Below are 25,642 nucleotides of genomic sequence, written 5' to 3' on the forward strand. Positions count from 1 at the left end.
AGAACGAGGTGCCCCCGCAACCGCCTTCATGGCCTGAACCAGGCGAGCCGCCACCGCCGGGCACCAAGAGGGTTCCGGCGGTTCCGGTTCCCACCCCCTGGCCGCCCGCTCCAAATGAGTTGGTGCCGCTGGAAGAACCGCCAATGCCGCCGGTAGCGACGGCAAGAGCGCCGAAAGAGGTTGTTCCGCCGGAACCGCCGATGAGATCGGAACCGGATGATGGATTGGGGACGCCGCCGGCACCGATGGTGACGGTCTGCTGCGAGACCGGGCCGAAATAGACCGCCGTTCCGCCCGCGCTTCCGCCGCCGCCGGTGAAGCCGTTTGTCGTGGCATTGCCGCCGCCTGCGCCGCCTGCGCCCGTGGCAAAGACGAGCATGCTCTTGGCACCGACCGTGGGCGTGTAGGTTCCGCCGTCATGACGCGCATGGCCTTCATCGCGCCAGGGAGAATTGTGGCGAGCGCCGCTAGCGTGACCTCGCGATCCGCACCGTCCGACACCACATGCAGCGGAAGGCTGTCGTTCAAGGAAAGTGCTCCGGTGGGTGCCGGCAAACTCGTGATGCTCAGCGAAAGGACCTGCTGATCGGTCGCGGCAAGGCCCGCGTTGGCGGCTACGGTCACAGCCGGGTTAAGCAGACGGAACGACGTCGTTGCGTTGTTGAACTCCAGTATGCCGGTGGCACTCCCTGGCCATTGCTTTGCCGTCAGCGCGGTCCCGTCCATGTTCACGATAGGATGGGTGCCCAGCCCGTCAATGTTGCCCGTCATGGCGCCGTTGTTGTCGAAGGCGGCCTTCTGGACGACGAAGATCTGGCCGTCGACATAAGCGCTCGGCCCCGGCAGGACCGTGGCGGTGCAGACATTGGCCGAGCCCGCATCGGTACCGACCATGATGGGCGCGGATGCGGCTCCGATGTTGACCCAATTCGCGCCGCTCGTATCAGGGTCGGACGTATTGTCGTCGGCCGTGCTCAGCCAAACGACGCCAGTCGCCGCGCCAGCCAGCAACGCGCTCTTGGGATACCCGCCGATCGCTGCCGAGAAGGCCGGATCGTAGGGGACCAGACCGCCTGCATTCTGCCACTGCGACCATTGCGTGATCTGCTGCAGAATGCCGTTTATGTCCTGGCCGAACGGCGGCACGCCGCCCGATCCGACCGGCAGGAAGTTGAGTGGCGGAAAGCCGTCGGTCAGTGAGGCCGCGCCATTCACAATCCCGATCTGCGAGCCGAGCGGGATGGAGCGGATGTAGCTCGGGCTCGCCGAAGCTCCCCAAGCTACGGGGAACTTGGCAGGCAAGGCGGAAAGCTTCATGGAGGGACCCTTAGATGATGACGACCGACGCCTTGACGCCGGTCGGCTTCGGCAAGACGCCGGAGTTCTGGACGATCGCGAGTTCGACAGGGGTCAGCTGGAAGGCGAAGGTGTAGGTCATCGCCATCGTCTCGATCGGCGAGCCCGCGTAGAACGATGCCTGGTTGAAGCCGACGGAGTTCAGCGATTCCTCGAAGCCGAACCATGTCCCGTAATTGCCGCCCTCGGTAACGTAGGCGTTGCCCCTGTTGGGGAAGAGGCTGAGCAGGATCTGGTTGATCGCCGGAATCGAGCCGTTGGTGATGTTGGCTGCAGCCTTGGCGAAGATGAGCCGGCGGTATGCCTCGTCCGACAGCGCGAAATTCGAGGTGAGCGGAGCGCCGGAATAGAACGCGCCTTGCCCGAACGGATCGGCTCCCGGCTTCGCCTCATCGAAGCCGAACCAGTTCCCGGTCGTGACCTGCAAAACCCGGCTGACGCCGACGATGCGGCCCCAGACGTCGAGCCCGTAGCCCTGCGCCGTGTCGACGTTCCAGATGTAGTCGAAGAACGCATCGAAGTTGGCCGTCTGGTCGAGATACGAGAAGATGTTCCCAATCAGCTGCGTCAGCGTGGGCGCATTCGCATACTGGCTGATGACAGTGCGCCAAACGTCGAAAGGCGGGAAATCGCCGATCGGGCTGATGCCAATGGCGAATTGGCCAAAGCCGTTCGGTATCCCGGCCGGTGGCCTGGGATAGGGAGGTCCTGTGTCTTCCATGATCGATCAGGTTAGGGTGACGAAGATGTCGTTGGGGGAGATCGTCGGCACCTGGTCGATGTCGACGGCGATGTCGAAGCGATTGGGGATCGCGGCCGTCATGGTCTCGATTGACACGTTCTTGTTGTTCGAGACGACATAGGTACCGGTGCCGCCCGAGCCGGTGCCGAGCGCGGTGATGGTGGTGCCGACGGTCAGCGCGCCGGTGGTGTCGGAAATGATCTGCCCGACCGCCAGCGCCCCCGAGGCAACGGCGGAGACCGTCAGTATCGTTCCGGCGATCTGGCCCGTGAAGACGGCGCTGGGGTTGTTGTTCGAGCCTACCTCGATCGAGATGATCTGCGCCCACGAGCCAAGGGCAGCCACGGGCGCGTAGAAGCGGCTCGCAAATAGCGTGGTGCCGATCTTCGCGCGCGGCCCACCATCGCCGCCAGCAAAGGCGCTGACGATGGCATTCTGGATTTGCGTCGCGGCATCGGCGGGGACGAGATGCGTGTTGACGATGTTGACCGCGAACAGGATCGCCAACGGATCGGGGATCTCGAAGCTCACCCGATAAGCAGGGTACGGCGGGACATAGCCGGGGCTCTGGTCGTAGACCGTGACCGTCGTATTGCCGTTGTATGCGCAGCCGGGCGCTTTGCGCGACCAGATCGCTTGCGCGACATCGTCAGCATCGCCGCCGACCACCGCGACATAGAGCGAGTTCGGATAGATCGAGACGCCGCCGATCTGCTGCACGTCATTGCTGGCGTTCTCTGTCACGAACGCGTCGATGACGTTCGGCACCGCCAGCACCGCGCCCAGGACCGACGGAAGCGAGCCCTGCGAATTCAACGCGACGGAGGCAGCACGGCGCGCCTCGAAAGCCGACCGGCTCTCGACATTGTTGCCTAGCACGCCGTCATCCGGGTTCGTGATCGAATCCCATCCGGGGATCGCTCGAAAAATCTGGTCGAGGCTTCCGGCAGGGCATGGGATCGGCCCGACCACCAGGCACTCGAACGGCAAGGTGACAGTGCCGTCGACGCCGATGACGCCATCCTCGGTGCACAGATACTGGTTGCCATCTTCGGCAAGGGCCAACGAGCCCGTCGGGATGGCGACGCTCGGCAAGCCACTGCAGAGCGCCTGCACGACCGTCGGCTGGGCCGGGTTGCGCTCGATGAAGTAGATGCGCGCGATCGCATCCTGCATCCGGCCGGTCGCATAGGCGGGATCGACCTGGTTGGTGAAATAGAGGAACGTCGAGTTGACCTCGTCGATTACCGCCGTCTCGCTGCTGGCGAGCTGCCCTTGCGGCGTGTTCAGCGCGGGATTGAGGACGCCGCCGAACGCGCCGTTGATGTCCTCGGTCACGCCCGCCAGCACCTCCGCGGCCGACGGGATCAGGAACCCCGTGTCCGTCCATTGCGGTGGGGGAACGTTGGTGGTGTCGACCATGTGCTAGAAGCTCGCTGCGGTGGTGTTGCCGGCCGCGTCCGTCACCTGCACCTGGCCGGTGACAGTCCGATCGGTCCAGGACTGGATGAAGGTCTGCGCCGAGACCACGCCAGGCACCGTCAAGGCGGCACGATTGAAGTACGCCTTCATGAGCGAGACCGGCGGCGCCTTGCCCAGGATCTGGTCGAAGTAGGGAGTGCCCTGCGTGGTGTCGTAGTAGAGCTCGCCCGCGAACAGCCTGATCGCGCTCGCCGCGTCCTGCGCCAGCGCGTAGGGCTCGTCGGCGACAGCGATGTTGCCCGACGCGTCCGCCACTAAGTCCCAGGTGTCGGTGTCGAGAAGGAGCGTCTTCATGTTCCGGGCTCCGGTGGGCCTGACGTGCCGCCGCCGGGCTGGACGTTGGTGTGAAGATGGTTGAGCACGCTGATGTTCTCGCCACCGGCGCCGGCGATGACGTCGCCCGTCACCCGCAGCTGCGCGGTGGTGATGGTGACGGAGCCGGCCGCGAACTCGATGATCTGCCCGTTCTTGTCGAAGAGCTTGATTCCGCCCTCGGTAAACTGGACGGCCTGGTCCTGGTTGGCCGGATTGGCGATGGCCCCCTGATAGATGCCGTCCGACATGTTGCCGCGCCGGAAGCTGCCCGGGTTTGACTGCGCTCCGCCGTTGGCTTTCAGCGCCGAGATGTCGCGGTCCGAGATCGTCATGTGGCCGATGTCGCCGACCTTCGGATCGTTGATGATGCCGTTGGTGCCGCCCTGGTTGCGCATCGTGGCGATGCCGTAGATGACGCCGTGGGGCGTCTGGTTGCCTTGCCCGTCCGTCTGATTGATCAGCGGCATCACATCCACCGTGGGCGGCGCGCCGACGCCGCCACCATGCACCGCGGCGACCTTGACGGGGATGCCCGTGCGCGCCTGCGCCAGCTCCTGGCGAATGAGGAAGCGCAGCCGGTTGATCTCGGCGGTGTCGTCAGATGTGGTCTGCTGACCGAAATAGCCTTGGCCGCTCATGCCGGCGCCGAGGCATCAACGGCGATGCATTCGAGGAGCATGAACCACTTTCCGTGGGGCATCATTGCCTCCAACTGATACTCGAGGCGGTTGACCTTCCATGTGCCGTTTGCCGGCGTCAGGTCGCTCTGGATCTGCACCTTGCCCTGATACTTCACCGCCGGATTGTAGAGCGCGCGGACCAGCACGAAGGCCTGCTGGAAGAACGGGTAGCCGACCATGCCGGTCTCTGCCGAAATCAGAACCGTGTCGCTGTTTCGCGCCTTGCCCGGTGGCGTGATCACCATCGTGCCGCGATCGATGCCGACGTCGAAGCCGCCGTCGCGCGCGATCGCCAGCATCTGCGTCCATGCCGTGCCCGGATAGTAGGGGTTGGCGAACTTCACCTTGACGCCAGCGTCCTCGAACGCGAGGCCCATCTGCCCCGCGAGAGATTTCATCATCTGCGAGGCGTCGCCGGAGCCCTTGATGCTCAGTGGCGGGATCGGCTTCGCGGCATGGAAAACGCCCGGGAGCGAGCTGATCCGGAAGCACACATCCGGCATCGCCTGCGCGTCGACGTAGGCATAGACGATGGCGCCCGTCCACACGACGTTCTGCCCGGTCTCGTCGTCTCCAGCGAGCACCGAAATGCCGTTCTTGTACATCTGGAGATACTGTGAACCGACGGTGGATAGCTGGTTCATCAGAGCGAGCGGCAGGCCCCAGATCGAAATTTCCGCTTGCCCGGAGCCTTGCCCGGCGTTGACGATGTTGCAGGCGACGCGCAAACCGGCGACTTCTGCGGTGTTGCCGCCGCCTTCAAACTGTCCATTGGCGAGTTCGAACTCGACGGAAATTCGCTTCTGGCTGAATGCCATCCGATCACCGCCTCACATGAAGAAAGTTACGACCATGCCGAAAGTCCTTGCCGCCGCGACCGCCCTCCTGCTTTTCACCGTCGCGCCGGCGCTGGCGAAGCCGAACAAGGCCGCGCTCGAGAAGACCTATCTCGACCTGTGAGCAGTGCCGCGGCGGATCGGGCGATGATCCCGACACCATCAAGGCTTGCGACCAGCGCGAGGCGGTAGCGGCGCAGTTGAAGCAGCTCCACACCTGCTTTGCCGGCGACCGGTTCAAACGCTGCAACTGATCAGCCGACGCCCGCCGGAAGCTCGCTCGCCGACACGTAGGCGAGGCTGTAGCGGGTGCCGAGCCCGGTGTAATACGGGTCCGTGTCGCCCTGGTTGTCGATGAAGAGCAGATCGCCGGAGAAGCCGAGATAGAGAGACCGGACGATCCGATTGAGGTTCTGGCAGATCACCCCGCCTATCACGAGCACGTTGTCGACATAGAGGTCGATGAACAGACCCGTGTTCTTCTGGTAGAGGCTGATCTGCGAGACCTGCCCGTCCAGCGTCACGCCGACCGCCTGGTTCGGCACCGCCTGCAGAGGGATGATGACCATCAGAGGCGCCCGGCCGGTAGCCCAGACGACGTCTGGAATTGCTCGAGCTGCGCGCTGCTCGCCGGCACGGTCTGGACAGTGCCGCCGTTGACCTGAGATGCCCCGCTTGGATCCTGGGTGTTGGACATAGCGGCGCCGGCGGCTTGGCGCACTTCGATCAGCCAGATATCGACCGACAGAAGCCCCATCCCCTCATTCGAGCGCCGGCTGTAGTCGTAGTGGGTGATGTTGCAGGAGAGATAGACCGCCTCCGGCGTCACCACGTCGTAGAGGTTGGTGTCGCCAGCGACGGCCGCGATCGAGGCCAGCATCGCAGCGCGGTTAGCCGCCGATCCGCCGGCCGTGAAGCGGAGCCGCGCATCGTAGGGTATCTGGACCTTGTCGTAGCTCTCGAAGGTCCCCTGCTCGACCGGGAAGTCAGAGATCGACCATTGCTGGCGATACTGCACTTCAACGACGTTGTCGGCGACGATCACCGGCACGCCGCCGAAATAGATGCCCCACGGTTGCAGGCCGAATGCGCTCGACAGCAACCCGAAGGCATCCTGGGTCAGAAGTTCAAGAATGCCGGCCATCACGCCAATCCACTATTTGCCTGCGCGGTGAAGAGACGCCGGCTGAGCGCGTCGTTGATGTCGGCCGCAACGCCGTTGGCATCGGTTGCCTGGCTGTGAACCTCGACCTTGCCGATATGGGCCTCGACCGAGCTGGTCGACGTCGTGGCTGTGTGGGTGCTCGAGATGTTCGACAGCGCCGCCGAGGCGGCGCCAGTGTTGATGGCCTTCATGCCCCGATAGGTTTTACCGGTGTAGGCGTCCATGCCCGACCAGGCATTGTAGCCCTCGGCGCGTTCGAACATCGAGGCACCGGTTGCGCCCTGCGCGTCGGTCTTGGCATTGCGCAGCATGCTCCCGGCCCGGCTCTCGGAGCCGTTCAGTTCGGACAGGACGAACTGATACTGCGTGTCGGCATCGTTCCAGTCTTTGCCGCGCGCCTTCGCGAAGGCCATGAGGCGCGCCTTTCGCGAGCCCAGCCATTGCGCCACACCGGACGCGCCGATGCTGTTGACGGTCGAGGGACCCCCAGCCGCCTCGACATTCATCCAGCGCGAGATGAGGCCGCGCGCGCCGGCATCCGACAGGCCGCCGCCCGTGAGGGTCTGGTAAGCCTGCGATTGCCGTTCTGGCGTCCACCAGCCTCGGGTGCCACCAGAGGCGTGCTGCGGGCCGGTAGGACCGGTCCCGCCCACCATGCCGCCGACGAGACCGCCGGCCTTGGACGATGCGCTGCCGCCGCCGAACGCAGCGCCGATGCCACTGAGGAGATTGCTCCAGAAGCCGCCGCCCGAGTTGCTCTGCTCGGCCATCGTGACCGGCACGGGATTGCTCCTCGAGATCGGCTTGCCGTCGACGGCGATCTTGTCGTCGGCATCCTTGCCGGGATGGCTTCCCGGCGCCTTGCGCAGATGAGCCATGACCCAATTGCCTATGCTGCCATGGTCGCGGTTGTCGAGGTCGTGGCGCACATGCGCACCGCCCCATTTGACGGCGGCCGCGCCGGCAAGAAGCATTCCAACGCCCGTTGAGATGGTGCCGAGAAAGCCCAGGCCCGCACGAGCACCGCCAGCGGCGACGCCGCCGGCACCTCCCGCAGCGAGCATGCGTATATTGGCGAGAACGCGCAGAAACTTCGCGCCGAGCCACAGGCCGAACAGGATCTCGGTGGCATGGACGATGCCGCCGACCCCGTCGACAACCTCTTTCGCGCCGTGCGCGAAATTTTGCATGCCGGTCTCGACGGCGTTCCAGTCGATCTTTTCGAGCCAGTCGATGAATTTCTTCACCGCGTCGACAATGCCGGTCCGGATCCAGTCCTGGTTCTTTTCGATCCAGGTCGTCATCCTGTCGGCCGCGTCGACCAGGACCGGGCCGAGCTTGTCATAGATGGCGTTGGCGAGCGCGATGATGTGCTGGAGCAATTCGTTCCAGCTAGCCTGGAGCTTTTGCGCCGCCTCGAACGCCTGATTGCTGGGCGAAAGGCTCTTCTCTAGTTTCCCGAGATAGACGTCGATGCCTGAGCCCATCTTGTACATGAGCTGCTCGGTCGCCGGGTCGATTCCCAGCGCCTGCGCGACATTGTGAGCCGCGCCGGCGTCGATCTGGTGCAACCTCTGCAAAGCCGCGGCGACATCGGAAAGGTAGCGATCGAGCCCATGGTTGGGGTCGATCCGCATGCCGGTCCAGGCCTGCAACTGCGAGAACTCGCGAGGCAGCGCCTCACCGTTCTTGTTGAGGTTGTAGAGCTGCTTGTTGACGCGCTCCAGGGTCGACGCGGTGGCGTCGGCCGAGCCGCCGAAGCGTTCGGCTGCATTCTCCCAGGCCGCGATGCGCTGGGGCGATTCACCGAGACTCGAGGCGAAGCGGCCAAGCGAGGCGTCTGCATTGGTGAGCTTGCGCACAAACTCGCTGAGTGCCTGGCTGCCGGTGAAGACGGCGAAGAGTTCGAGCACGCGCCGCGTGATCAGGTTGACGGTCTCGGCGGCCTTCTTCGAACTTTCCTCGACGTCTTTGCCGCCCTTCCGGAAAGCGTTGACGGTCTTGAGCCAGCTCTCGGACGTCTTCTTCTTCTGATCGGTGAAGTCCTTGGGATCGAGGCCGAGCGTGACGATCAGGCTGTCAATGACCGTTGGCATTCTCGTCCCTTTTCCTCAGCAGCATCAGGTTGTGGGCGTCGACCATCGCCACTTCGAGAAGGTCGTGGACGTCCTCGATCGACAGCCACTCGTCTAGCTCGCGGAGCGAGGTTTTGCCCTTTGAGAGAACCTGACCGATGGCTCGGGAGACATTGCCGTATTCGAGGAGGTGGACGCCGGCGACTGTGTCGAGATCGATTTCGACTGGTCGCCTTTGGTAAAAAAACCGACGTGAAGGTTGATGACCTCCTGCCGGAGCTGGATCAGCGTCGCGATCTCCTCGACGTCACCCTCGATCAGCGGGCGCTGGATGGCCGGGTTGCGGGGATCGGGCTTGATGGTGACGCATTCCATCATCTCGTCGAGCAGCGGCTCGGCATCCTCGAACGCGATCTTGGTGATCGCTCGTATGCCCACGATGGCGATGCCCTGCATGCCCATGCCGGCGAAGTCGTCGGGGAGCTCGACGCCGGAGCGCGCCACGGCCAGCAGCGCGCGCATCGCCCATTTCTCGGCGCGCGTCGCCGGCATCTCGCGGATGTGAAAGGTCTTCCCCTGGTCACGGCCGTCATCGGCGATCGTGACGTCGATCTCTTTACGCATGGATTACCTCAGTTCGGGACGCTTTGGACGCTCTGCCACCGGATCGCGAAACGGCGCGGCTGCAGGATCTTGGCCGCCGCCGGCATCGGCGGCAGGCTCACCAGGAAGCCCTTGGTCGAGATGTAGGAGCGGCCGAGCGACGGGAGCGTGGTCGAGCCGTTGGCCGTGTAGACGTCCTTGGCCTGCACCTGCGTCGCAGCCCAGGTTTCGAAGAAGGCGATCGATGGGGAATCGGCCTGCAACACGAACGTCTGGTTGATCGGGTTGTAGACGAAGCCGCCCGACAGGATGCCGTCGACGCCCATGGCGGTCTCCACCTGGTCGACACTGTCCATGTCGTAGATGTTGTCAGTGGCGAAGCCCTGCAGCTGAACCGGGGTCGGAAAGAGGTTCGGCACGGCAAGGGTAATGACCGCGTTTGCGGCGGTTAGGGTCGACATGGTCTGGCTCCTGACGGGTGGATTGGTTGCCGCTTACTGGACGAGGGTCGAGGTCAGCTCGATCTGCTGCACGGACTCGCCGTCCATGTACCAGAAGTTGATCGGCGGGCTCTGGCGGGCCTGGCGCACCTGCGGGGTGGCGTCCTTGACCTGGAGATACCAGCCTTGCAGCTGGAGGGTGTCGCTCGCCTTGACGCCGGCGGCCGAGTTGATCTGCGCGATCTGGAGCGCCGACAGTGTCACGCCGGCGCGGATGGCACCGAAATTCAGCGCCTGGTTGATCGGGTCGAGGCAGGCCGCCTTGATCAGCTCATAGCCGGCCGCGTTATACGGAACCGAGTTGATGTTCTGGAGCAGCTCCATGAGGGAGAGCTGGAGCTGGTTGTTCAGCCAAATCTGGTTGATATAGCTGTCCAGCCATTCGAACTCGCCCGACACCGTGCCGTTCTGGAACTCCAGGAACTGCTGCGCGGCCGTCGCGTAGGCGCCGTAGAAGTTATAGCCGTTGGCGATGAGGTTGCTCGCCACAGTCGCGGTGGTGACGCCTGCCACCAGGCCATCCTGCCCCCGGAATGCGAAGGTGATGCGGCCGTTGGTCTGCTGGAAGTCGATCGAGGCCGCCGCGCCGCAGATGAAGGCCGCGATCTGCGCGGGCGTCGTGATGCCGCCGGCGGGATGGTAGATGGCGCAGGTGCCGTCGAGATTGGCGCTCGAGATGATGTTGCCGAAGCTCGACGTCGCATCGTTGCCTTCGGTGGGCGTGATGTCCGTGTCCCAGGCGATGTAGGCATAGCGCTTGTTGGTGTTGTTGACCCATTCGGCAAAGGCCTGCTTCTGCGCACTGCCCGAGCCGCCATCGGGGTCGAAGATCGTCATGAACGTCGCCCAATTCTGGGTGAGCTGGGTGATCGCAGCCATGAAGGCGGCTGGCGTCGTTCCATCGGCGCCCTGAGAGAGCGTCGCGCCGGTCGCCTGCGTCAGGAAGAGGCCAGCCGCGACCGAGCCGGTGGCGAAGGCTGCGGACGACGCCGCACCGACAACGGCCGAGGTGATGACGAAGCCGCCGGAGACGGAGTCATAGGTGACGTCCAGCGGCGTGGCCGACGCCGTGATAGCGCCGCTCGCCACCGTCTGGGTCTTGTCGACGAAGTATGTGCCGGTAAGGCCCTCGCCGCTGCCAAGCTGCACGATGCGCGTGCCAGCCGTCACCCCTGCACCGGCAAGCGTCTGGCCGACCGCCAAGGTGCCGCTTGCGAGCGCAGTGACCGTGAGGGTGCCATAGGTTGCCGAGACGGCGGTGCTGGCGACCACCTGCTCGATCGACACGGCATATTCGCCGATGCCGCCGGGCGTTCCCGACAGCTGGTCGGTGATCTGCGTGCCGGCCGACACGCCAGCGCCGGAGAGCGCCGCCCCTGCGACCAGAACGCCCGACGTCACGCCGGTCACATACATGACATTGCCGGCGATGGAAGCGGTCACGGCTGCCGTTGCAGGGGCGATGGTGCCCGTCAAGGTGGCCGATTGCGGAGGAGCGGAGTTCAGGTCGGTCTGGATCAGCGCCGCGGCGGCCGAGAAGCTGTTTGCGCTCGACAGATCGATCGCGTTCGCGGTGCGCACATATCCGTCGACGTTGACGCTGAGCGTGCCGCTCAAAGCCTGGAGCTGCGCCAGCGAGAGCTGGTCGGCCTTGCCGCCTTGCAGATAGGCCGCGACCGACGCGGACGCATACTGCGCGAACAGGATCGTAGCAGGCTTCTGAGTCGAGTTGTTGAAGCCGTTGAAATAGACCGCCGCGATCTCGGCCTCTTCCGAGGACGGGCCGAAGAAGTTCGACACCGACACACCGTCGTTCGGAAACGAGAGCACCTGCCCAATCGGGACGCGGGTGTTTTGGGTCAGCACGAGGCCGTTCATCACGAGCGCGTTGCCGCCCGCGTTGAGAACGTTCGGAACGACGTTCACAAGCTGCGAGGCCGGGATGGTCGTCATGGACCAGGTCCTTTCTGTTTGAGGGTCAGGCCGGGAAAGTCGTTTCGACGTTGGCGACGTCGATCACGGCTTGGTCGGCGAATTGCTGTGGCAGGCCAATTGCCTGGTTGGCCTGCAGGTGCACGTCGACGACGTAGCGGGTCTCGTATTGCTGCTCGCCGTTGAAGAACGGGACCTGCTTGGGATCGTCAGCATAGAGCGGCGCGCCATCCATGCCGGCGTCCGCGAAATACCGAGTCGCCCGCTCATCGCGGATCAGGGTGGCGATCGTCTGCGCCATGTCGGACGCGCTGCCATCCGACGCGCTGTGCACGTCAAGCTGGATGACGACGTCGGTGGGTTGCACGATGGTCTCGGCACCGCTCGACAGGATCTGCGCTGGCACGGTCTGCGCCGGCGTGATGGTATAGGTTCCGACGCCGCTCGGCATACCGCCGGTCTGCTCGCTGATTACGGTGCCTGCTGTCACCGGCGTTCCGAAGACGCTCGCCCCAACCAGGAGCGCGCCGAACGAGACTTGAGTGACCGTCATCACCGCATCGGCGATGGAGGCCTCAAAGGCGCAGTCCTGATAGGTGTCGACGTTGGTCGAGAGGCGACCGCGGCGGCTCACCGTCATGGTGACGAAATCGCCAGCCGGCTCCGAGACGCGGTTGCCTTGGGCCGAGATGACCTCGACGCCGGCGGGCAGGTATTGCAGCAGAAAGCCGCGCAGGACCGTCTGGATGCCAGACTGGCTGGGAACCGGGCCGCTCATCAGACGCTGGTGCCGATCCCGCGCACCGTGGCCTCGCCGGCGCCGACCGGCTGGCACCACACCTGGTCGCCGGCGGCGAGCGGGAACGGAACAAAGCTCTGGGAGAGCAGGACGCCGTTTGAGGCACCCGCCGCCGGCTGGCTGTCCGCGATCGCTGCCAACACGCCGCCTATGCTGGTCACCTGCAACAGCGCCGATGAATAGTTGGCGCCGTCGGCGACCTTAGTCCACTGGCCGGCAGGGCATGGCACCGTGAAGGTTCCGTTCGCCATATCAGGCTCCATCCATTTGTAGGGTCAGGGCACACTTGCACCAGTCGGGCCAGGACTCGAGCACGAGTGCCACGAGCCATGTGTTGCCTTCCGGGAAGGTGCCGGCGGGGAAGACGAAAAGATCGCCGCCGACTTGCAGCTCGCGCACCACGCCGAGGGCCGAACCGTTCAAATAGACGGCGCGGCGCACGCCCTGAATGCTGAGACCGTCGAGCAGCTGCAGATCGTTGTAGGTAAGCGACTGCGCCTGCAGAGAGACGCCAGGCACGTCGACAAAGCTCGGCGTGCGCGTGCCGTCGACCGCCGTGGTGTAGCCGCTGGACCGTTTCAGCGTAGCGGTCACGAACGGGTTGACCGTGCCGATGGCCGCCGAAACGATCCCGTGCAGGTTCATGTTCGGTCAGCCGACGCGGTAGACCGTGAAGGTGCCGGCGCCCGTGTTGCGGAAGCGCAAGATGCCGCTCGACGGGATCGTGGGGCTGCTGTGCGCCGGGAAGTCCATCGAACCGACCAGCGTCATGCCGGCGTTGGTGGTGATGGTCGCATCCTCGGCATCGACGATGGAGGTGTTGATCACCGAGACGTCGAAGGAGTCGTTGGCCTGGAAGTCGGCCGGCAGTGCTGCCTGGAGCGCGGCACCGGTCGGGAGCTGCTGCACTGAGGCCGCGCCTACGCCCTGTTGGATGGTGATGATGCCGGCGAGCAGATCGGCCGGCGCCAGCGTGCCTGAGACGGTGTGCGCTGCCGGCGCGCCCTGGGTGCTGCCGACCTGTGCGGAGGAGGTCCAGATGGCAGCGCCGGCGGTCGCATCGACGCAGACAAAGGCGGTGTCGGTCGCGGTGTTCACCCAGGCCGAGCCGACCTGATAACCCTCGCTCGCGTCGTCGGTGGCGGCCGGATCGGTCACGGCCGAGAAATTGTTCTTGAATGCCAGGTCGGCTGGAATGTCGCCGACGTTGCTCGAAAAAAGGACGGCCCTCATCTTAGTGGTCTCCGGGTTCAGGGTTTCTTGACGGCATAGTCGACCGACGCCAGCATGTGGCCGGTGTCGACGAGCTGCTTGTCGTTGCCCTTGCGGGCGATGGTGGCGGGCTGCAGCGGCGGGCCGTCATAGGCGGTGATCGCCGCCTGCAACTGGCCCTTGATGGCCTCGCCCGTCTGGCCCAGCGTCTTTTCGGCGTCGTAGCCGTTCGCGACCAGGAGATTGCCCACGGCGTCGGGCCATTCGGGGCTCTTGTCGTCGATCATGCCCCGGAAGAACGGGCGGGGCGCCGTGTCGCGGGTCCCAAATTCATTCAGCGCCGCTACCAGCGGGACGGAGGTACCGTCGGGATAGGTCGCACCCTCCGGGAATCCGACGTCGACCGACACGGCGTTCTGGAGGCTCTTGGCGATCTCGGCCAGCTTCGCGGCGAGCTTGTCGCCGCCGGAGAGCTTCACCATCGCTTTACGCGCTGGGTGCGCTCTGATCGGCGGGCTGATCGGCGGCTTTCGCCTTTGCCTTCGCCTTTGCATCAACAGCAGGATCGGCCGGGCCGGTTGCTCTCGTGGCACCAGTTGCGCTGACGTCGGCCGCAGCGCCGGTCGCTCCGCTGTCGACGGCCGCGCCGGTGGCACCAGTGGTCGCGCCCGTCGCGCCGGCGGCGCCGGTTGCGCCTGCCGCGCCATCTGCGGCCGCCGTGGAGGTGGCGGGCGTCTCCTGCGCATCCACAAGAGGAGCCGGCGAAGCGAGGCGCAGGCTGCGCTCAAGCGTCTGGATGCGATCTTCGGCGTGCTGACGGAAGGCACGAAACTCGCGCATCAATTGCTGGAGGAGGTCCATGGGTGATGTCCTTTACTGGTTGAGCCACGGGTTGAAGACGCGGCGCGGGCCGGGGATGTAGCGCATGGTCCGGTAGGCGGCGGTGGCCTGCCAGTAAGCCGCGCCGAATTGGGTTTGCATGAACCAGGCGTTGTTGGGCGTCACGGGGAAGTCGGCCTGCACCGACACGCTGCCCTCGGCAGCATTCGAGACGCGTCCTACGATCCCGCCCGGCGCTTGACCGTTCGCGCCGTACATGAGCTGGCAAATGTGCGCGACCATCAGGTTGAGCAGCGTGGTCTGCGTCTCGGTCTTGGTGACGGGGCCGCCGCCGTCATTGCGGCAGTAGAGCGTCGCAACCGGGAGCGCGCCCTGCAAAACCTGCGGCTGGCTGAGCGTTGCGAACTGAGGGTAGATCGCGATGAAGTTCGCGAAGCTGAACTCGACGATAACGCCCATGGCGAACCTCCCTGGGGGTTGCGTGTCAGGCCGCGGCATCCGCCTTGTAGGCCTGGATGCCACGCGGCAGGTTGTGGGGATCGATCGGCTCGAGTCCCGACTTCTGCGCCTCATGCTCCTTGATGAAGCCCTCGACCATGTCAGTCTCGGTATGGGCCCAGACGAGGTTGTTCCTGACCGCGTCGAGGTCCTTGTTCTGCTCGAGCCACTTCTTGAAGAAATCAGCATCGACGCCATAGGTCAGGGCGTAGTCGCTGTCCTGGGCCATCGGGGCGGGCTCCTTGCGGCGGTCGAAGCGGCGCAGGTAGCCTTTCAGGACAACGGGCTCGCCGATGACCTGGGCGCGTTTCACCTTCCGAAAGCTGCCGCCGGCGGTCGGTTCGTTCTGCTCGACCATCTCGTGAAGGCGCAGAACGAGGCCATGCGGAAGCTTACAGGCAACAGTGACAGTCGTGGACATTGATTTACTCCGGTTGGTGGAAAAACGGTGGCCGTCGCCGATGGCGTCAGTGGAGCGGATGCTGGGAATCGAACGCAGCTCACAGCCGTGGGCGGCCGTTTTGCTCAGAGCATCCGCGAAGATGATGGTGCCCCTCGCCGAATCCAATCGCCGATTGCCGGGAGTTCCGTCTGGGTGATAATCGGGCGCTGTTTGCGCCTCGGGCATAGAAGAGTCGGGACGGCTCGACCGCTCGCTACCCACCTCAGTCCCGTTTAGTCAGAGCCCCGCTCTCATACGCCAAAGCCTTCCGTCCCCTGCTGCCTGATCGCCGCGCGCGCCAATCCGAAGCTAGCCGAGCCGCGTCTCCGCTTTTTCGTCCAGCTGCGCCCGCGCGTCACGGATCGAGGCGGCATAGGTCACCAGCGGCCGCTTGACGCCATGGCTTATCAGTGTGCGTCTCACCTGCGACGAGGCGCCCGCGATGATGAAGCGTCCTCCGGCCCGCCCTGCCTTGTGCACGGTGCTTTCAATCACGTTTGCCGCGGTCGAATCCAGAAAAGGCACCGCCGAGCAGTCGAGTATGAAGTTCTTGCTCTGGTCCGCGATGCGGTCGAGCACCGTGGCGACCGTTGCCGCCGCGCCGAAGAAGAAAGCACCGGATATGCGATAGATGACGGTGTCGGGATCCGTGGCTGAGCCAAGATCGTAGGCGAAGCGGCCGCCGTTCTCATCATCGGCGCGGTCGTCCGTCACCGGCGGGACATGCGCTTCTACCTCGACCGAACGAGCCATCCTACCGATGAACAGCAAGGCGCCCAGCGCAAAACCGATCACGATGCCGGTGGTAAGGTCGCGGAAGGTGACAAGTCCGAAGGTTGCCAGCAGCACCAGGGCATCGCCCCAGGACGATCGGATCAGCGCCAAGAAGGCGGGCTTCTCCACCATGTTCCAGGCCACGGTGGCCAGCACCCCGGCGAGCGCCGCCAGCGGGATGTAGCTGGCAAGCGGGGCAGCCACCACCATGAATAGCAGCAGGAAGGCGGAATGGAATATCCCCGACAACGGTCCATGCGCGCCGGCGCGGATGTTGGTCGCCGTGCGCGCGATCAGTCCGGTCACGCAGATCCCGCCGAACAGCGCCGAGCCGATATTGGCGATGCCCTGCGCCACCAGTTCGCAGTTGGAGCGGTGCCGTCGGCCGGTCATGCCGTCCGCGACCACGGCCGACAGCAGCGATTCGATTGCTCCGAGCAGGGCAAAGGAAATTGCGTCGGGTACTGCAGAGACGAGCTTATGCGCGTCGAAGGCCGGCAGAGTCGGGTCGGGCAAGATCCGCGGAATGCCGCCGAACTGGGTGCCGATCGTTTCGACGGGAAGGCCGAGAAGCGTCGTGGCGAGAGAGGCCGCCGCCACCGCGACCAGGAGGCCCGGCCATGAAGGCCGCCAGCGCTTCATGCCCACGATGATCCCTATCGTCAGCGTGGCGACGGCAATGGCCGCTGGATTTACCGTTCCGGCCGCCCTGCCAAGTGCGATAAGCCTGGGCAACAGGTCGCCGGGCTCCTTCCCCGGCAGAGTCAGGCCGAACAGGTCATGCAACTGGCTGGACAGGATGATCACGGCAATGCCCGCGGTGAAACCAACGGTCACCGGATAGGGAATGAATTTCACATAGGCGCCGAGCCTCAGATAACCGGCCGCGAGCAGGAAGGCGCCGGCCATGAGCATTGCCAGGATCAGTCCGTCAACGCCGTGCTGATCGACAGCGGAGGCCACGACCACGATGAAGGCGCCGGCCGGCCCGCCGATCTGGAACCTGCTGCCGCCAAGCGCGCCGACGATGAAACCGCCGATGATCGCCGTAAACAGTCCGCGCTCGGGCTCCACATGCGAGGCGATCGCGATCGCCATCGACAGCGGCAGCGCCACGATGGCGACTGTCAGGCCGGCGATCACATCCGCCCTCAGCTGCTTGAGGTGGTAGCCCTCGCGCAGCACCGTCACCAGCTTTGGTGTGAACAGCTCGGCGAATGTCGGCCGTGCTTGATGGTGAATTGCAGGCCGAGCCTGATCCATGACCATATTCCGCTCCAAAGGGCGGCGGGATCGTCGGCTGCATGTCGGCGGTCGCCGTCGCGATAACTGTTGCGACCCCGCATTGCGCTGCCCGAAACCGGCAAGGGTTTCCGGGGCGGATGCGGTTGCGGCTCAGCCTTGCGGGTTCTGCGCCACGGTGGCCTTGAGGCGTACGCCCCTGCCGCCGCGCTCGCTGGTCTGGTTCTCGCCGATCAGTTCCACGCCAACCTCGTCAAGGGCCTGGATGACCTTCATCAACGTGTCGACAACGCCTCGCACGACACCCTCGCTCGCCTCCATGCGCTGTATCGTCGGAAGCGAAACTCCGGCGCGCTCGGCAAGAGTTCGCTGGTCGATACCGGCCAACGCCCTCGCGGCGCGCATCTGCGCAGCAGTGATCATCGGCCAGAACCTTTGTCTGAGTCTGCGGTATCAATGGATAATACAAATATCATGATGCTTCAAGCCTCATTCATTTTGGATGAGACATTGGCCACTCGCTGTCCGTAAACGGCCTTGCTCCGCTGCAGCAGCCGAGCCTCAAGCCAGCACAGCATGGCGCAGGCAAAACCCCCGCGGCAGCCGGCAAGCAGGCAGGACAAGCTGCGGAGCCGGCAGCGGCTTTGATCCCAAGGAAACATCGGACCAGACGATATGGCCATGATTGAACGCGTCTTGAAAAAGGTTCTCGCGGTTAACGCGCATGCTGCTGAGAGGGAATGGTTAGCTTCAATTCTGCTCGGCGCTTTCAGGCTGGAACCGCGGACGAGGCAGGTTTGATCGCCCACGGTGCGGAGATCAAGCGCCGATAGGTGCTATGCCGACGGGAACACCAGTCGAGATGGCAGAGACCGTGAAGGCGAGCAAATCATTGCCCGCCAACAAGAACTGGTGAGCAGACTTGCGGCACAAGCGCGTATGTTGTTGCCGTATGACGCTGTAGTGTTCCTGCAATCCTTGAAGCCGTGCAGCGGTCGCCTGTCTGGAATGCCTTAGGCGCAAGCCTACTTCGTCCCAGCCCCAAACCAGTGGATGAATGCGGCTCGTATTGGGGCGCGCAATACTATCTCTACGCCATCTAAACGCCCACCATCTGGGAAATGCCCATCGGCTGCCGGATGATCGCGCCCCAGGTGCCGCTGGACATTTTCTTTTTCCACGAGGAGAGCGCGCGCACGATTGGATGAGCGCGGAGCTTTTCGTTAAACGCACAATAGCCGGTCTGCTGACCATCGATGCCGTCGGCAATGAACTGAACCACGTTGCCGGCTGAGATGCCCGTCGGGTTGATCGCTGTCTCCGCCCTATATTGCACCGCCGAGACGACGCGAAGGTTCGGGAAGTTTTTCTTGAGCAGGTCCTCAACATTGACGTTGAACGAGTTGGTCGCGGTCATGGCAAGCTGCGATTCCGGCGACATGGCCAGCGTCATCTTGGTGTTCTGGTCGACCAGGCCGGCTGTCTGGGTAACGAGCTGCAGCCACAGTGATTGGAGGTCGGAATAGATCTCATTCGCGGTGGCGACGATCTGGCCGTTGTTGATCCATTTCACGCCGCCGTAAGCCTTCGGCGCCGGGGTGATCGGAGCCGCCAGGTTCGGATCGTTGAGAAGGCCATAGTTCTGCAAGCCCTGCACGCCCTTGAAGTAGGTCGTGTTGAGGAATCGTGCGAGCACCGTGACGCCGGCGCCATCCACCTCGCCAACCCAATTGACGCGGCCAAGGCCGGCGCGCTCGATTTCCAGCTCGCCATACTCGGAAATCGTCTGGAACAGATAGGACTGGCGCTGCGGCCAATTCATGTTGGCGCCGGCTCTGCCGTTGTCGTTGTAGTCGCCATAGCTCGACACTTCGCCGGTCTGCTCAACGACGGGGAACATCGCCGTCTGGTCGATCCAAGTGCCCTTTCGAATTTCGCCGAAGATTTCGGCAGCTTTGGTTGGGGCGAAAAGGATGCGGTAGACCTCAGGATCCACAAGCGTGGTGAGGAACGCCGGGATGCCGGCGTTCGGTGCTGTCGCTAGCTGAGGCTGTGCATCCATCGCGAGATGATTGGTGCGGAACGCCTCGACGATGTAGGCGCGTGCATCGGGAAGGTAGATACCGGCCTGCTCGAACATCGAGCGATGCTGAGCCCACGCCGCAGCGGCCTGATCGAAGTCGTGAAATTTCATGGTGATTATCCTCACAGATCGCCGGCTTGCGGCGCATGGTTTTGAGATTGACGGGCGGGTTTAGCCCTGAGGCCAAGAGCTGATCTTCATCAGCTCGCCGGGCTGCGCGAAGGAACGCACGGTCCACTTGGTCTCGACGTTGGTGGCCGCGGTGAGCGCCGCCGCGTTGACGACGGTGTTGACGTCGACCGCGTAGCTGCCAGCGCCGCCGGCCGGTCCGGTGAGCTGCTGGGTGATCGTGGTGACTGCGGTGATGCCGGCGCCGGTCAGCGTGTCACCGACGCCGAAGACGCCAGCGATAGCGCCGCCCGCCGTGAACACGCCATAGGTGCCGGAAATCTCTGTCCCGGGGTCGACGTCCTGGTCGGGGATGTTGACCGCATACGTGCCCACACCGCCCGGGGTACCAGTGAGCTGCTGCACGATCTTGGTGCCGTTGACGACGTCGGTACCCGAGATGGTGGTGCCTGGATAGATCGTGCCCGAGTTGACCGTCGTGACCGTCAGCACATTGCCGACGATGGAGCCCAGTAAGCCGCTGGTCGCGGCTGCGATGGAGCCGGCCGAAGTGGTCGCGCCATTCGGCGAGCCGGACGGAGCAGCGGTCGCCGTGCCATCGGCATAGTTGGCGTAGACCTTCTGGCCGACCAGGGCAGGCGTCGCGCCAGCGTTCTTCACCCAGAAATCGCCGCCATCGAAAAGGGTGATGGGGAAGCCGGCCGGGACCAGCATGGTGGATTCCTGCAAATACTGTTCGATTAGGCCCTGCTGCTCACGATGGACGAAGCCTGCGACCGGGCCGGTGCCGAAGGTGTTGACCACGGCCGGCGCATTGTCGCTGTCGGCTTGGACATAACTCAGCCAGGCGAAGCGGCCGATGACAGCACCTAGAGCGCCGCAGACCAGCGCGCCAGCGGCGGCAAGGACCGTAGAGCGGGGATTGGTGGAAGCGAAGTCGCCCCCGACAGCGGGGGCGGGATTGTAGGCTACCTGCGTCTGAAACCCAGACATGGGCGATCTCCTAAATGAAAAGAGCCGGCTCGCTGGCCGGCTCGACGGGCTTGGAAGGGGAAGCCGCTCGCCTTAGAGCGACTTGACGATGTGGGTCTTGGCGGCTGGGAAAAGCTCGTAGAACGAGTTCACCCCGGCAGCGTCCAGGGCGACGACCGGCTTCTTCGGTGCGCCGACGCCAGGTAGCGGCTGGGCCTTGAGAATGGCCGGCAGTGCCGAGGGATGGACACCATCGATGTTGACGCCGAGTGAGGTGAGCGCGGTGCGATAGACGGCATCCGCGCTATCATGGGCCATGGCGAGCTTGCCGATGTAGGGACGAACGGCCTCCTCGGCGGCGCGCACTTCGGCGGCCGACTTGAGCATCTCGGCGCGGACCTCGGTCTTGGCCTGCGCTACAGCTGCGGCGATCGCCGCGTCCATAGCCTTCCTGTCGACTTTGTCGTCCTCGTCGTCGCTATCTTCGGCTTTTTTCTCCTTCTCGTCCTCGTCCTCCTCCTCTTCGGAGTCCTCGGCTTTCTTTTTCTTGTCGTCCTCCTCCTCGTCGTCTTCGTCTATGGCTTCCTGGACCTCGACTTCGTCGAGCGCGACGAGGACCGCCTCGAGACCGTCGAGCTTGGCGTCAGCGGCGAGCTTGCCCTTCGTGGCCTTTGCGATCGCCTCGATGAGCGCAGGCCGCTTGGCCTTGAAGTTCTCGGCGGTGATGTCAGCCAGCGCTGGGCCAAGATCGATCTTCTGATCGGCTGCCAGCTTGGGCATGACGTGGGCAAGGATCGCGCCGTGGGCGACGGACGCCATGCGCGACAGCAGTGCTGTTTTCTTCATCGTGATGATCTCCATTTTGCTGTCGCCGACAACAACATCAGGCCCGGCGCGGCCTTCCTCAACCAACGCGACGTGATTGCCGGAAATGTCCCGCATCACGCCGTCGTAGCATTCTCCAGCCAGCGTCCCGGGCGTCATGTCGGCCCGGTAGCGATAGCTGCTCGAAAGTTCTTTCTGCCGATCGGATTCGATCAGCGCGATTGCAGCGCCATCCCAGATGCTGAGCGGCGCCATGAGATAGGGCGCATGGAACTCGACGGCATCGCCGAGCGCGCCGACCACGGCTTCGCGCGGGTGATCCTTGGCGCTGACCGGGATGTGCTTGAGCAAGAGCGGCTTGCCGACGAAGGTCGGGGCGGCTTTCGCGAGCTCGTCCGCATCGCGGTACAGGCGATAGATGCGCTCGGGATCGAGCGCCAGCGCCTCGAAGTCCGGGATTTCGCGGCCATAGTAGGGGCAGATGTTGGCCTTTGAGATCGGCGTCATCTCGACGCGCAGATGGCCGTCCTGGTCGAACGAGCGCACGCTATTGCGATCCATGGCGAGCGCGTCGTTGGCCTGTGCCACCGCGTCCGTGCCGCGGCATTCGTCGCACACGATCCCAGGTCCAGCGAGTTCGCCGGTGCCGCCGCAAATCGGGCAAGCGCCCTCGATCACGATGTCTTCGCCCCTCGTCCACTTCACGAAGTTGGAGCGCAGCGAGTCCCATGCCTCAGGCGACATGTCGGCCGCTATGCCAAGCCGCTCGCCCAGCATGTCGCGCAGGCCCGGATGCAGCGGCTCGGGCAGCGAGCGCAGGGGAGCCCAGGCATAGCCGGAATGTTCGTCGGTCAGCACCGGCGCGAATTTCGTCTCGACGGCCTGAGCAAAGGTGTGATGCACCCAGCCATTCGGGGTGCCGCGCGTATCGATGAGCTGGCGCGCGCCAGACGGCAGCGTGCCGATCTCCTCGGTGGTCTCGCGCGCCGCCGTCGTCTCGGCGTCTTCGCCTTCATCCGACTTGCCACCGGGCCAGCACCAATGGCCGGGCCAGCTGGTATCGGTCGACGAGCGCCGGAGCACCAGGACATCGCCATCGGGCGCGACCAGCATCAGCGAGGCCGCCTGCCCCGCGCTGTCCTTGCCGACGAACTCTTCGCCGACCGCCTTCGGGATGCCGAGCACGCCTCGACCCTCGGCCGCTGCGTACATGGCGCGGCGCTGGGCCTCAGACTTCGCAGGCATCGAAAATCGCTCCTTAAATGTAAGGCTTGACCTCACACTTTGGTTGACTTATGTAAGGTAGCGCCTTACACTCTAAGCATGATCAAGACGTTCCGAAACAAAGCCCTGCAACGCTTCTTCGAAACCGGCAAAGCACGCGGTCTCAGCGTTCAGGACGACAAGCGTGTCGCTCGCATCCTGCGGGCCTTGGAAGCGGCGGCGCGGCCCCAGGACATGGACCTTCCTGGCTATCACTTCCACGGCCTCTCGGGTCGCGACAAGGGTCGCTTTTCGGTCCGGGTCACAGGCAATTACCGCATCACGTTTGCATGGGACGGCGAAGACGCAACCGAAGTCGAATTAGAGGATTACCACTGATGAACACGACACCCATCAAGCGCGGCCTGCCCGCGATGCATCCCGGCGAGCTTCTGCGCGAAGACGTCATTCCGTCGCTCAATGTATCGAAGACCGAGATCGCCAAGCTGCTCGGCATTTCGCGCCGCACGCTCTACGACATCCTGGACGAAAAGCAGCCCATCACGGTCGCGATGGCTCTCCGCATTGGAAAGCTGGTCGGCAACGGCCCGGTGCTCTGGCTCAACCTCCAGCGCAACTATGATCTGGAGCAGGCCGAGAAGGCGCTCAGCGCCGAGATCGAGGCCATCCCGACGCTGCACGCTGCCGCCTGAGCGGTCATCGAGAGCGCGTCGACTGTTCACAGACGCACTCGAGGAACTTTATTCGTTTACCGCACGTTTTTCCGCTGAACCAATTTCGGTTCTAGGAAAGGGGAAACATGGACAATGCAGGTGTCGGTTGGATAGCGGCTATCGTCATCGGCGGGATCGCCGGCTGGCTCGCCGAGATGTTCATGAAGAGCAATATGGGCGTGCTCATGAACATCCTTTTGGGGGTTGTCGGCGCCATCGTCGCTAACCTCCTTCTCGGATTGCTGGGCGTGTCATTGACCGGATGGCTTGGCTATCTCGTCGCCGGCTTCATTGGCGCATGTATTTTGATCGCTGTTGCCCGAATGTTCAGACGCTGAACCGGCAAACCGGGCGCACAAGCGCGTGATCCCATACGATCACGCGCTTTTCCTTAGCAGAAGCCCTTGATGATCGGCTTCCCGACGCATCGGCAACCGGGTTCCTCGCCCGGCCGGATGAAACGCTTGACGGCCGGGTCGTACCAGCCCGTCGAAATCTTGTAACGGACCTTTTCGCGGCCGGCCTGGACATGCGTGGGGCGAGGTTCCTTGCCGCCGCCGCTATGGTGCCACTCAGCCTCATCGATACCGAGTTCGAGCTGGCGCGCCGTGTTGAAGGCCGCTGTCGCCTTGTTGTTCTGGTCAAGCGCGATGAAGGCGGCCCGGCGCCGGGTGATGCCGGAATAGCGCTCGAGATCCTGCACCAGGCCGGCAAGGTCGCGGCCGGTCTGCACCGACCGCATCACCGCGCCTTCGACCTGGTCGAAATACTGCGACGGGATCGACTTGATCAGCGCCACATTGGCGTGGATAGTCGCGTCCACGACGTCGCGCATCGCCGCCGTCATCTTGAATTCGACCGAGATGCCGCCGTCGCGCAGGATCTTGCGCAAGGCGGCGCTCGACCGTTTCTCGACCGAGAGCGCGAAATAGTCGCCGAGCTTCACCGCGGCGACGTCGAAGCGCTTGGTCCACTGCGCGGCAAGCTTGCGGATCGATCGGCGCAGCGCATCCGCCGGCGTCTCGTCCTGCGCTATGCGGGGCGCATTGGCCCGGTAGGGGGCTTTCAGCCAGTAGATCACGCTGTCGCTCATGGCGTCGATCAAGCGCGTCAGGCGGCCCCTATAGGCCGTTTCGATCCCGACGTTCGGTCGGACGGGGCGAAGCACCTTTTCGTTGCGCTTGGCCGTCCGACGACTTTGCAGGCTGGACATCACGATCCCTCAGCGTCTCGGCGATCTCGCGATCGTCGGGCGTCTGTGTTTTGAGAAGTTCCCAGAGGTGGAGCGTGATCAAGAAGGTGGCGGTCGTGTCTGTGTCGGGTGCAGGACTATCTGCTGCCTCGTCCAGAATGGCAACTCTGCCTGCCTGCTTAAATTCCGGGTTCACGCTGGGACTGAAGCATAAGGCGGCCAAATTTAGAAATGTAATGACCGACTGCGTAGAACCCGCATAGGAAGATCAGCGAGAAATCAGGGTAACCAAAGTGTGTCAATCGCAATAGATCGGCTAACGCGCAGAGGCCGATCAAGACCGCAATAGCGCGAAACACGATCCCGAAAATTCGTACGAAATTGAAGAAAATCCGAAACCAGATTTCCTCCGCTTTTGATTGCATTGGCATTGTCAGCCGCGCCCGTCCACGGGAGTCAGCACTATCTGCCGGCTCCTCGGGCTTGGCAACACCCGGGTCCCAAACAAACCGTTCCAACACGAGAACGGTTCGGAAGAACTTGTCAGGGTCGATCTCGCCCGGCGTGCTCATGCCCACCAACTCGACCAGCCGAAGCCGGATTTCGCGGGGCCTCGTTCACGCCGCCTCGTCTCGTTCCTCGGACCCGCCCTTGACCACCAGGCCGTCCTCTTCCTCTTCGAGGAGGTCGGGCAGGTCCTCGACATCGATCGAGGAGAAGTCCGAGTCCGGATCGCCGGCAACGCGCTGGCGCGATTCCTCAGGCGAAATCACGCCGGCGTCGATCAGGATGACGTCGCGCTCGGCCTTGGTCTTTTCAACCTCGGCCGCTTCCTTCTCGTTGGTCTCTTCGAGCTTTTCGAACTCGAAGTCGATGCCAGGATCGGTCTCGCCCCACAGCGAGATCATCACCAACCCGAGCAGGCGATGGATCGGCCGGCGAAACAGGTGCTCCTGGAAGGAGTGAACGTAGTCGTAGAAGACCTGGATTTCGCCCTCGGAGGAGGCGTTC

30 protein-coding genes and 1 pseudogene are annotated in these 25,642 nt (G+C 63.9%); 3 read left to right on the plus strand and 28 right to left on the minus strand.

The window, feature by feature from the left end; translation table 11 throughout:
• The 25 genes and pseudogenes from EOA49_RS17270 to EOA49_RS17390 form a co-directional block, all read right to left on the minus strand.
• Window positions 1–1,317 (minus strand): annotated as a pseudogene (locus EOA49_RS17270) (hypothetical protein); the annotation flags it as partial.
• Between the two features lie 10 nt (window positions 1,318–1,327).
• Window positions 1,328–2,077, minus strand: coding sequence for a DUF2612 domain-containing protein (locus tag EOA49_RS17275; RefSeq protein WP_127239341.1), 750 nt, complete (start codon window positions 2,075–2,077; stop codon window positions 1,328–1,330).
• Between the two features lie 6 nt (window positions 2,078–2,083).
• Window positions 2,084–3,520, minus strand: coding sequence for a baseplate J/gp47 family protein (locus EOA49_RS17280; RefSeq protein ID WP_127239340.1), 1,437 nt, complete (start codon window positions 3,518–3,520; stop codon window positions 2,084–2,086).
• A gap of 3 nt (window positions 3,521–3,523) precedes the next feature.
• Window positions 3,524–3,874, minus strand: coding sequence for a hypothetical protein (locus EOA49_RS17285; protein WP_127239339.1), 351 nt, complete (start codon window positions 3,872–3,874; stop codon window positions 3,524–3,526).
• Window positions 3,871–4,533 carry a hypothetical protein gene (locus tag EOA49_RS17290; protein ID WP_127239338.1) on the minus strand — a complete coding sequence of 221 codons (663 nt, stop codon included), beginning with the start codon at window positions 4,531–4,533 and terminating at the stop codon, window positions 3,871–3,873. Before EOA49_RS17290 ends, EOA49_RS17285 begins: the two co-directional genes overlap by 4 nt.
• Window positions 4,530–5,393, minus strand: a complete 864-nt coding sequence (locus EOA49_RS17295) for a hypothetical protein (protein ID WP_127239337.1) — start codon at window positions 5,391–5,393, stop codon at window positions 4,530–4,532. Before EOA49_RS17295 ends, EOA49_RS17290 begins: the two co-directional genes overlap by 4 nt.
• 272 nt (window positions 5,394–5,665) lie before the next feature.
• A complete protein-coding gene (locus tag EOA49_RS17300; protein WP_127239336.1) occupies window positions 5,666–5,980 on the minus strand; it encodes a hypothetical protein in 315 nt (104 codons plus the stop codon).
• Window positions 5,980–6,555 (minus strand): phage baseplate protein, encoded by a 576-nt coding sequence (locus EOA49_RS17305; RefSeq protein WP_127239335.1) that lies wholly within the window; start codon window positions 6,553–6,555, stop codon window positions 5,980–5,982. Before EOA49_RS17305 ends, EOA49_RS17300 begins: the two co-directional genes overlap by 1 nt.
• Window positions 6,555–8,672 carry a phage tail tip lysozyme gene (locus EOA49_RS17310; RefSeq protein WP_127239334.1) on the minus strand — a complete coding sequence of 706 codons (2,118 nt, stop codon included), beginning with the start codon at window positions 8,670–8,672 and terminating at the stop codon, window positions 6,555–6,557. The genes EOA49_RS17305 and EOA49_RS17310 overlap by 1 nt, the downstream gene beginning before the upstream one ends.
• A gap of 93 nt (window positions 8,673–8,765) precedes the next feature.
• Window positions 8,766–9,275 carry a hypothetical protein gene (locus tag EOA49_RS17315; RefSeq protein ID WP_067328706.1) on the minus strand — a complete coding sequence of 170 codons (510 nt, stop codon included), beginning with the start codon at window positions 9,273–9,275 and terminating at the stop codon, window positions 8,766–8,768.
• Between the two features lie 8 nt (window positions 9,276–9,283).
• Window positions 9,284–9,715, minus strand: a complete 432-nt coding sequence (locus tag EOA49_RS17320) for a hypothetical protein (RefSeq protein WP_067328704.1) — start codon at window positions 9,713–9,715, stop codon at window positions 9,284–9,286.
• Window positions 9,716–9,748: 33 nt separating this feature from the next.
• A complete protein-coding gene (locus EOA49_RS17325; RefSeq protein WP_127239333.1) occupies window positions 9,749–11,707 on the minus strand; it encodes a DUF3383 family protein in 1,959 nt (652 codons plus the stop codon).
• A gap of 25 nt (window positions 11,708–11,732) precedes the next feature.
• Complete coding sequence (locus EOA49_RS17330; RefSeq protein WP_127239332.1) at window positions 11,733–12,464, minus strand: hypothetical protein; 732 nt, start codon at window positions 12,462–12,464, stop codon at window positions 11,733–11,735.
• On the minus strand, window positions 12,464–12,736 hold the full coding sequence (locus EOA49_RS17335) for a hypothetical protein (RefSeq protein WP_127239331.1): 273 nt from the start codon (window positions 12,734–12,736) through the stop codon (window positions 12,464–12,466). Before EOA49_RS17335 ends, EOA49_RS17330 begins: the two co-directional genes overlap by 1 nt.
• A 1-nt stretch (window position 12,737) precedes the next feature.
• Window positions 12,738–13,130, minus strand: a complete 393-nt coding sequence (locus EOA49_RS17340; RefSeq protein WP_127239330.1) for a hypothetical protein — start codon at window positions 13,128–13,130, stop codon at window positions 12,738–12,740.
• Between the two features lie 6 nt (window positions 13,131–13,136).
• The gene (locus EOA49_RS17345; RefSeq protein WP_127239329.1) at window positions 13,137–13,718 is read right to left on the minus strand and encodes a hypothetical protein; all 582 of its coding nucleotides are present in this window, start codon (window positions 13,716–13,718) and stop codon (window positions 13,137–13,139) included.
• A 17-nt stretch (window positions 13,719–13,735) separates the two neighbouring features.
• Window positions 13,736–14,179 carry a hypothetical protein gene (locus tag EOA49_RS17350; RefSeq protein ID WP_127239328.1) on the minus strand — a complete coding sequence of 148 codons (444 nt, stop codon included), beginning with the start codon at window positions 14,177–14,179 and terminating at the stop codon, window positions 13,736–13,738.
• A 4-nt stretch (window positions 14,180–14,183) separates the two neighbouring features.
• A complete protein-coding gene (locus tag EOA49_RS33090; protein WP_206519852.1) occupies window positions 14,184–14,558 on the minus strand; it encodes a hypothetical protein in 375 nt (124 codons plus the stop codon).
• Window positions 14,559–14,570: 12 nt separating this feature from the next.
• A complete protein-coding gene (locus tag EOA49_RS32690) occupies window positions 14,571–14,996 on the minus strand; it encodes a DUF4054 domain-containing protein (protein ID WP_164746624.1) in 426 nt (141 codons plus the stop codon).
• Between the two features lie 25 nt (window positions 14,997–15,021).
• Window positions 15,022–15,663 (minus strand): hypothetical protein, encoded by a 642-nt coding sequence (locus EOA49_RS32695; protein ID WP_164746623.1) that lies wholly within the window; start codon window positions 15,661–15,663, stop codon window positions 15,022–15,024.
• A 123-nt stretch (window positions 15,664–15,786) separates the two neighbouring features.
• Complete coding sequence (locus tag EOA49_RS17365) at window positions 15,787–17,514, minus strand: SulP family inorganic anion transporter (protein ID WP_127239326.1); 1,728 nt, start codon at window positions 17,512–17,514, stop codon at window positions 15,787–15,789.
• Window positions 17,515–17,646: 132 nt separating this feature from the next.
• Window positions 17,647–17,916 carry a helix-turn-helix transcriptional regulator gene (locus EOA49_RS17370; protein WP_095825883.1) on the minus strand — a complete coding sequence of 90 codons (270 nt, stop codon included), beginning with the start codon at window positions 17,914–17,916 and terminating at the stop codon, window positions 17,647–17,649.
• A 676-nt stretch (window positions 17,917–18,592) separates the two neighbouring features.
• Complete coding sequence (locus EOA49_RS17380; protein ID WP_206519851.1) at window positions 18,593–19,687, minus strand: hypothetical protein; 1,095 nt, start codon at window positions 19,685–19,687, stop codon at window positions 18,593–18,595.
• A gap of 60 nt (window positions 19,688–19,747) precedes the next feature.
• Window positions 19,748–20,698 (minus strand): hypothetical protein, encoded by a 951-nt coding sequence (locus EOA49_RS17385; protein ID WP_127239324.1) that lies wholly within the window; start codon window positions 20,696–20,698, stop codon window positions 19,748–19,750.
• Window positions 20,699–20,770: 72 nt separating this feature from the next.
• Complete coding sequence (locus EOA49_RS17390) at window positions 20,771–22,747, minus strand: DUF2213 domain-containing protein (RefSeq protein ID WP_127239323.1); 1,977 nt, start codon at window positions 22,745–22,747, stop codon at window positions 20,771–20,773.
• A gap of 78 nt (window positions 22,748–22,825) precedes the next feature.
• On the opposite strand from EOA49_RS17390, the gene EOA49_RS17395 reads away from it, so the two are divergent.
• From EOA49_RS17395 to EOA49_RS17405, 3 genes are all read left to right on the plus strand, one after another.
• Window positions 22,826–23,104 carry a type II toxin-antitoxin system RelE/ParE family toxin gene (locus EOA49_RS17395; RefSeq protein ID WP_127239322.1) on the plus strand — a complete coding sequence of 93 codons (279 nt, stop codon included), beginning with the start codon at window positions 22,826–22,828 and terminating at the stop codon, window positions 23,102–23,104.
• Window positions 23,104–23,418: a HigA family addiction module antitoxin gene (locus EOA49_RS17400; RefSeq protein ID WP_127239321.1), complete on the plus strand. Its 315-nt coding sequence runs from the start codon at window positions 23,104–23,106 to the stop codon at window positions 23,416–23,418. The genes EOA49_RS17395 and EOA49_RS17400 overlap by 1 nt, the downstream gene beginning before the upstream one ends.
• A gap of 107 nt (window positions 23,419–23,525) precedes the next feature.
• Window positions 23,526–23,777, plus strand: coding sequence for a GlsB/YeaQ/YmgE family stress response membrane protein (locus tag EOA49_RS17405; RefSeq protein WP_127239320.1), 252 nt, complete (start codon window positions 23,526–23,528; stop codon window positions 23,775–23,777).
• Between the two features lie 53 nt (window positions 23,778–23,830).
• Here EOA49_RS17405 and EOA49_RS17410 read toward each other — a convergent pair whose 3' ends face one another.
• From EOA49_RS17410 to EOA49_RS17420, 3 genes are all read right to left on the minus strand, one after another.
• Window positions 23,831–24,532: a phage minor head protein gene (locus tag EOA49_RS17410; RefSeq protein ID WP_127239319.1), complete on the minus strand. Its 702-nt coding sequence runs from the start codon at window positions 24,530–24,532 to the stop codon at window positions 23,831–23,833.
• A gap of 278 nt (window positions 24,533–24,810) precedes the next feature.
• Entirely contained in the window at window positions 24,811–25,203 is a 393-nt protein-coding gene (locus EOA49_RS17415; protein WP_127239318.1) for a hypothetical protein, read from the minus strand.
• Between the two features lie 45 nt (window positions 25,204–25,248).
• Window positions 25,249–25,642: phage portal protein (locus EOA49_RS17420; protein ID WP_127243269.1), on the minus strand; the 394-nt coding region annotated here is incomplete at its 5' end.

Origin of the sequence: Mesorhizobium sp. M1A.F.Ca.IN.020.04.1.1 (genome assembly GCF_003997315.1) — a bacterium.
Classification (GTDB): Bacteria; Pseudomonadota; Alphaproteobacteria; order Rhizobiales; family Rhizobiaceae; genus Mesorhizobium.